This window comes from Streptococcus cristatus, assembly GCF_003943535.1.
In the GTDB taxonomy this organism is placed as follows: Bacteria; Bacillota; Bacilli; order Lactobacillales; family Streptococcaceae; genus Streptococcus; species Streptococcus cristatus_L.
In genome coordinates, this window is sequence record NZ_RJPU01000001.1 from 583,766 (window position 1) to 591,927 (window position 8,162).

5 protein-coding genes are annotated in these 8,162 nt (G+C 40.5%); all 5 read left to right on the plus strand.

What is annotated here, in order from left to right:
* The first annotated feature begins 16 nt into the window (after window positions 1-16).
* The gene (locus tag D8790_RS03165) at window positions 17-3,031 is read left to right on the plus strand and encodes a hypothetical protein (RefSeq protein WP_125387547.1); all 3,015 of its coding nucleotides are present in this window, start codon (window positions 17-19) and stop codon (window positions 3,029-3,031) included.
* 63 nt (window positions 3,032-3,094) lie between these two features.
* The gene (locus tag D8790_RS03170) at window positions 3,095-4,270 is read left to right on the plus strand and encodes a family 1 glycosylhydrolase (RefSeq protein WP_125387548.1); all 1,176 of its coding nucleotides are present in this window, start codon (window positions 3,095-3,097) and stop codon (window positions 4,268-4,270) included.
* Between the two features lie 265 nt (window positions 4,271-4,535).
* The gene (locus D8790_RS03175) at window positions 4,536-5,384 is read left to right on the plus strand and encodes a coiled-coil domain-containing protein (protein ID WP_005592329.1); all 849 of its coding nucleotides are present in this window, start codon (window positions 4,536-4,538) and stop codon (window positions 5,382-5,384) included.
* A gap of 14 nt (window positions 5,385-5,398) precedes the next feature.
* The gene (gtfA, locus tag D8790_RS03180; RefSeq protein ID WP_125387549.1) at window positions 5,399-6,928 is read left to right on the plus strand and encodes an accessory Sec system glycosyltransferase GtfA; all 1,530 of its coding nucleotides are present in this window, start codon (window positions 5,399-5,401) and stop codon (window positions 6,926-6,928) included.
* A gap of 30 nt (window positions 6,929-6,958) precedes the next feature.
* The coding region (gtfB, locus tag D8790_RS03185; protein ID WP_125387550.1) for an accessory Sec system glycosylation chaperone GtfB at window positions 6,959-8,162 on the plus strand (1,204 nt) is incomplete at its 3' end.

Consider the following 8,162-nt stretch of genomic DNA (forward strand, 5'->3'; position numbering starts at 1 on the left):
GAGAAAATGTATATTTATGGGTAAGAACAATAAAGCAAAAGCAAAGGGGTTTAAGCGCGTTATATCGAAGTTTAAACGATTGGTGACGGAGGATGATAATTATTATGATCCGGATGCAGCCATCTTAAAACCGATTAGCCGAAAACCCCAAGAGCAGAATCAGGTTGTGTTAGGTATTAATGAAGAATTAAAACCACAGACAGGGCCAATTTCTATTATGGAAGACTTTGAGGATTTTCAAGCCAACAATAGCTTGGTAGTAGATGATCTGATAAAAAATGTCAGTCAAAGTTTATCAATGAGCGTTTCGACCTCAATGAGTTTGTCTGCTGAACATTTCGATAGTGGCTCTGTTTCAACAAGCGAGAGTTCTCTTCAAGATTCGCTGTGGGAGAAGGATTCATTAGAGACTTATTCTTTAGACTCTTCTTCTCACATTATCGATCAGTCAGATTCAGAATCTGAGCTGGCTCTTGAGGATGAATCCTTATCCGCTTCTATTAGCACGAGTGAGAGTCTTTCCGAGTCTGAATACTGGAGTATCTTTGAATCTGAATCTCTCAGTATATCAGAGTCAGATTCGCTTTATGAGAGTGAATGGCTATCCGCTTCTATCAGCGCCAGCGAGAGTCTTTCCGAGTCTGAATACTGGAGTATTTTCGAATCTGAGTCCCTCAGCATATCAGAGTCGGATTCGCTTTATGAGAGTGAATGGCTATCCGCTTCTATCAGTGCAAGTGAGAGTCTTTCCGAGTCTGAGTACAGGAGTATCTTTGAATCTGAATCTCTCAGCATATCAGAGTCAGATTCACTCTATGAGAGTGAATGGTTATCCGCTTCTATTAGTGCTAGTGAGAGTCTTTCTGAGTCTGAATACTGGAGTATCTTTGAATCTGAATCTCTCAGCATATCAGAGTCAGATTCACTCTATGAGAGTGAATGGTTATCCGCTTCTATTAGTGCCAGTGAGAGTCTTTCTGAGTCTGAATACTGGAGTATCTTTGAATCTGAATCTCTCAGCATATCAGAATCAGATTCACTTTATGAGAGTGAATGGTTATCCGCTTCTATCAGTGCAAGCGAGAGTCTTTCCGAGTCGGCTTCTATCCTTCTTAGCGAATTCGTTTCAACTTCGGTAGCGGATAGTCAGTCAGCTTCTCTGTCAGAATCCATTAGTGCCAGTCTGAGCCTTTCAGAATCTGAGTCTCTAAGTGCCTTAGAAGAGACTTCTATGAGTCTTTCAGATTCAGTTTATGAGGAGGAAGCTGATTCACTTTCAGTAAACGAGAATAAGCCGGATACTTTCTTGATTTCTCTTAGTACTAGCCTGAGCCTCTCTACTTCTGAATGGTTGGCTCAGTCTGAATTTACTTCACTTAGCCTTTCGGCATCTGAATCTTTGAGCATCAGTCAGTCTCTATCCTTGAGTGAAGCATTTTCTCAACTTCTTTTCGAATCTGAATCAGCCAAGGAGAGTCAGCAGCTATCAGAATCACTTAGCTATAGCCAGTCCCTTTCTCTGTCAGAATCTTTGAGTGAATGGACAGTAACTTCTCTCAGTCTCAGCGAGTCAATCTCTTTGAGCGAGTCAATCTCCCTGAGTGAGTCCATTGCCGAGTATACTTGGTTAAGTTCTTCATTGTCGGTTAGTGCCTCTGTTGCTCAATCCGAATTGGAAAGCCAATTGACATCAATTTCCGAGTCTATTAGTGTCTCAGAATCTCTCAGTCAGAGTGTGAGCGTCTTCACTTCTTTCAGCTTGAGTGAGTCAATTTCCTTGAGTGAATCCGAAAGCCTCAGTGCGTCAAGCTCCTTCAGTTTGAGTGAGTCCGCTTCTTTGAGTGAATCTGAGAGCCTTAGTCAGAGTCTCAGCCTTTCAGAATCCTTGAGCCAAAGTGTCAGCGCTTCACACTCTTTGAGCCTCAGTGAGTCAATTTCAGTCAGTCAATCTGAACAAGAAAGCCAGAGTCTTAGTGTGTCAGAATCCTTGAGTCAGAGCGCAAGCCTTTCGACTTCATTTAGTTTGAGCGAATCACTTTCCGAGTATACTTGGCTCAGTTCGTCACTCTCAGTTAGTGCTTCTGTTGCCCAATCTGAATTGGAAAGCAAGTTAACATCGCTTTCCGACTCTATTAGTCAGAGTGCTTCACTCTCTCTGAGTGTTTCAGAATCTCTCAGTCAGAGTGCAAGCCTTTCAACTGCCTTTAGTTTAAGTGAATCAGTTTCCTTGAGTGAGTCTGAAAGTCTTAGTCAGAGCCTCAGTGTTTCAGAATCCTTGAGTCAAAGCCTGAGTGTTTCAAGCTCCTTGAGTTTGAGCGAGTCTGAAAGCCTTAGCCAGAGCCTCAGTATCTCTGAATCATTAAGTGAGAGTGCAAGCCTTTCAACTTCTTTAAGTTTGAGTCAATCAATTTCAGAGTACAATTGGCTCAGTTCTTCACTCTCAGTTAGTGCTTCTGTTGCCCAATCTGCATATGAGAGCAAGTTAATTTCAGTTTCAGAGTCGGTTAGTCAGAGCACCTCAACCTCTATCAGTCTTTCAGAATCTCTTAGTCATAGTGTCAGCATCTCCACTTCCTTTAGTTTGAGTGAGTCGATTTCCCTGAGTGAATCAGAGCAAATCAGTCAAAGTATTGTGAGAGTTTCCTTATCTGAGTTTTATAGCATTTCAGTCTCAGAGTTGCTTTCTTACAGACAGAGTGTTTCAGAGTCTAAGTCAGTATCACATAGTTTACAAGTCTCAGAATCTCTTTCACTTAGCTTGTCTCGCACAGAGTCAATGCGTCTTGCCTATCAACAAGAATCGCTTGATAGTATGAACCTTGCATCTCAGGAACTTTCAGAGGCGGTTGCACTATCTCAAGAAAGCTTGTCTGTTCAAGTATCTACAAGTCCAAACTTGAGCGTGACTGATCAAGAGGCATATCAGATGGTAAGACCAGGTTTACAGCCAATTTCTCCTGACTTAAAAAATGTCGCTAGTACATTATCTGGATTGGCTTCTATCGCTCAGAATAAGAAAGACCAGCGATAATTTTAAAGATACTAGAGGATGCAATAGTATCCACATATATTCACAAAATCAAAAGGAGTCATTATGATTAGAAATACGATGCCCAACAGCAATAAAGGTTTGGGAACGACGGATGTATTACCAATTAGTGAACCACGTATAGGAGTACTGACAGGGGAAATCAACTACAAAAAAGTACCAATAGGTGCCTATGATCTTCTGGGACAATTTACTTTAGCGAGTCAACCGGATTATGTTAGTGATTTGAATATGATTCAATCGATGGGCTTCAATGTTTATAGAATTTCTATCTCTTGGGCACGCATTTTCCCAACTGGAGAAGAAGCGCAGCCAAGTGAAGAAGGTTTGAAATATTATGAAGCTATCATTGATCAAGTGTTGCAAAAGGATATTGAACCGATTGTAACTTTAAGTCATTTCGATCTTCCCCTTCATCTGTATGAAAAATACGGTGCGTGGAAGAGCCGCAAGATGATTGAACTTTATGAGCATTATACAGAAGCTGTTTTCAGACATTTTAAAGACAAGGTAAGATATTGGATTACCTTTAATGAATTTAATATTTTACACCATTTACCATATCTTGGTGGCGGTCTGTCTTTTGACGAGGGAGAAAATCGGAACCAACGAATCTGGCAGGCAGCTCACTATCAATTAGTCGCTTCGGCACGTGTTGTTAAGCTTGGAAAATCAATCAATCCAGAATTTCAATTTGGCGGCATGTTGGTAGTTAGTCGTAACTATAGTCAGAATCTAGATAGTGCGATTGATGCGATGGAAGCAGAAGTTAGGAACCGTGAAAACTATGTCTTTACAGATGTACAAGTTCGTGGTTCTTATCCAAACCATTTCTTGCGCCGTTTAGAACGTGAGCAGATTGCTTTGGATATTGAAAATGATGACTTCTTTGACTTACGCGTCGGAAAGGTTGATTTTGTTAGCTTTAGTTACCATGCATCTAGTAATTCTCAAGAAGTCTTTATCAATAAATATGGCTATAATAACACCAATAAGAATCCAATTGATCCTGTAGGTCTTCGCCTAGCTATGAATAATCTTTATGACCGCTATCAAAAGCCACTATTTATTGTGGAAGATGATCTAGTATTAGATGAGTCAGACAGCCGATCAATAGAAGAGCTAAAAACGAATATTCAAGAGATCGTTAAAACAGTAGAATATGATGGCGTTGAACTTCTTGGCTATACACCTCTCAGCTGGGTAGATCTCGATTTCTAAAATAGATGCGTTTACATCTAGTTACCTTTTATGAAATACCTGAATGGATTATATGTCATCTATTCAGGTGTTTTTGCTTATAAAAGAATAAGGTTACAAAACTAAGAGAACCATGGAACTAGCAGATGGATAGAATTTTATTTGCTCCTGTGGTGTTGGATTTTTTTGCTTGGAGACTTATAAAACAATGGTAATAAGCGTCATTTTATGCTACAATTGATAAGATAGTATATAATTAGAATAAATGAAGAATAGAGGGAGCAGAATGAGACTTAAAAAGACCCTATTTGGTAACTATCGTGCCAAGGAAGTTGAAGAATACATTGAATCGCTAGAAGAAGGATTTGATAGTGAAATTCGTAAAAAGAATGAGAAAATTGAATCTTTACGTAAAAAAATTGATGCTTTAAAGAACCAAGAAAGAGAAATCGGTGAAGCCGTTGTTTATGCTAAATCGCTGATTATTGAAGCACATGAAAAGGCAGAAAAAGAGGCTCAAGAGGTTCTAGAGAAAGCTCAGAAAGACTTCTTACAAGTAAGATCGTCTATCCTTGAAGAGATCGATGAATTGACGAAAAAACGTCTTGAAACGGAACAACTCTATAAGGCGCAAAAGGAAAAAATCAAGGAGCTTCTTAGTCAAATTGGTCAGATTCTAGACGAAGAAACTTTAGAGGGTCAAATTGACATCGCAAGTCTAATCGAGGAAGCTTCGGAAGACGACGAATTTGCAAGCATATTTGATACTCCTTTAGAGGAAGATGAAGCTACGCGTTTGTTTGATACACCTTTGGAAGAAGACGAGGCTCCAAATGAGCAAGTTGAAGCTGAAAGTCTATTCGATGAAGCTTCTCTTGAAGCGCACGAAGAAGAAGTAAACGAATCAGATATTTTTGGTGAGGAAGAAGTCCCAGTAGAAATCTCTGCTCCACAAAAAGAAGTTGTGAATATTGAGCAAACATTTGCTAAGACAGGTACAGATAGCTCTGTTCCCGTTACTTACTTCACTTCTCCTGTCAAAAAGTCTAAAGACGAAGATAAAGAAAAAGGGAAAAAGAAGAAAGGAAAAATCATCAAACGCCTTTCAAGAATTAAAAAAGATAATCTTTTGTAAGAGGAACATGGTTTATGACAATTTATAACATCAACCTAGGAATTGGTTGGGCAAGCAGCGGGGTTGAGTACGCACAAATTTATCGTGCAAAATTGCTTCGCAGTGTGGGCTTAGAGGCAAAATTCATCTTTATGGATTTTATTTCAGCCGATAATATTGAACATTTGACGAAGAATATCGGCTTTGAAGACTCTGAGGTCATTTGGCTCTATCAGTATTTTACAGATGTTAAGATTGCTCCAACGACCTACACTCTGGCACAAGTCTTAGCTAGTTTTGATAGGGAACCTCTAGAAATCGTCCGTAATCCTGAGAATAAGACCTTTCGGATCTTGTTTGGAGATAATGATTTCGTAACGTGCTATTCATGCGATATGGATAATGAACTGATTGAGCGGGCAGAGATTGTTTCGCGTGGCTGTCTCATTCAGAAAGAATATTATACGTATACCAAAAACTTTATTGAATACTATAGTCCTGTAGATGGTCGGGCTCGTCTCTACCAACGGACTTGGCTCAATGAAGATGGTAGTGTGGCTTACGAAGAGATTATCGATGAAGTAGACGGTAAACAAGAAACGCAAGTTTATCGCTTTCCAGATCAGGTCTTCTACTCCAAGCAGGAATTTGTTGCTCATTTCATGAAAAGCTTGAAGTTGACAGACAAGGATTTACTGATTCTAGACCGGGAGACAGATATTGGCCAGCCAATCTTCGCCAATAAGGGGGCTGCCAAACTAGCTGTCATCGTTCACGCAGACCACTTTAGTGAAAATCCCGCAGAAAAAGAGTATATCTTGTGGAATAATTACTACGAGTATCAATTTGAATACGCAGAAGAAGTGGACTACATCATCAATTCGACGGATGCTCAAACAGAGCTTCTGAAAGAGCAGTTTGCTCAATATACCGACATCAAGCCGAAGAATATTTTAACTATTCCTGTGGGTAGCTTGGATCAGCTGCGCCGACCAGAAGGTCAGCGGAAACCTTTTGGTTTGATGACAGCTTCTCGTTTGGCCAGTGAAAAGCATATCGATTGGCTGATTCATTCTGTAGTGAAGGCGCATGAACAACTACCGGAAATCACCTTTGATATTTATGGCACCGGTGGTGAGGAAGCTATGCTGCGGAAGCTAATTGCGGATCTGCAAGCAGAAGAGTATATTCGTCTGATGGGCCATCATCATATGGCGGATGTTTACAAAAATTATTCCGCTTATCTAGCAGCATCAACAAGTGAAGGCTTTGGTCTGACTCTGTTAGAAGCAGTTGGTTCTGGCCTGCCCATCATTGGCTTTGATGTCCGTTATGGCAATCCGACCTTTATCCGCGATGGAGAAAATGGCTACCTGATTCCTAAGGCTCGTCCAGATGATCTAGATGCCATGACGACAGAGTACGCAGAAAAGATTGTTCAGCTATTAACTCAACATTCTCAGGAAGATTTATCCCGTGTATCCTATGAGGTAGCTGAGCCTTACCTTGATGAGCATATTGCCCAGCGCTGGTCTGATCTNGTNCGATCNGCTCAGACCAACTAAGTAGGATTCAGAAAGAAAGGCATAACCACTATGATTTGTTTGTTTGACCGCTATGATCAAGCAAGTTTTGATTTGTTACGTTCATTAAAAGCAACAGGACTTGATTGTCCTGTTGTTGTTGTACAAGACGATGGCTATCTTTCACCAGATGTCGAGTCTCCTTACAGTTATTTTACAGGAGATTTGGANACACCGGAAGGCCGGCCGATATATTTTAATCTTGTCCCCAAACCGCANCTATGGGAGATTCGTTCTAGCAATGTAAATGGCGAAATATTGGATATGGGCAAGAAGCGTGCCAATATTTTTTATCACCAACCAACGCATGAAAGACGTGTGCGGGCTGTCGAATGGTTGGATACAGAGGGGCAGGTTCGAGCAGCAGATATCTATAATCGCAAAGGACGCCTTTTCGCACAAATAACCTATGATCAGACACAACNTCCGACCCATACTCGCTATTTTGACCAGAACAATGTCGTGGTGATTATGGAAAATCATCTGACTGGTGATATCATCTTGACACTTGAAGGAAAGCGTCACATCTTTAAATCCAAACAAGAATTTGTCGTCTTTTATCTGCAATATCGTGGATATGATACAGATCGNATTATTTATAATTCTCTAGCNACNCCCTTCTTGGTGGCCTACGCTCTTCGTCCTAAAAATGCTCGTGCAGAGGATGTTCTCTTCTGGCAGGAGCCTATCGGAGAAGCCTTACCTGGAAATATGAAAGTAGCTATGAAAATGCCTCATCGCAATATCCGCATCGCTGTTCAGGACAGGCAGGTATATGAGAAAATTCAAAGCTTGGCAACACCGGAAGAAAAAGTCTATTTCCACAATATTGGTTATATTTATGATTACCAGCGTCTTAATAATATGAATCCAGAAGCCTTGATTTTGACCAATAGTGATCAGCTTGAGCAAATAGAGCAGCTCTTGACTCAGCTGCCAAATGTACATTTCCATGTTGGAGCCATCACAGAAATGTCAAGCCATTTGATGGAATTAAATCGCTATCCGAATATTTCCCTCTACCCTAATATTCGTCCAGCTAAGGTGAATGAACTTTTTGCTCGCTGTGACTTGTATCTGGATATCAATATCAGCGATGAAATCCTAAATGCTTGTCGCACAGCTTTTGAGAACAACATGTTGATTCTCAGCTTCAAAAATACTTGCCATAGTCGTCGATTTATTGCGGATGATCACATTTATGCGCCAGAAAATG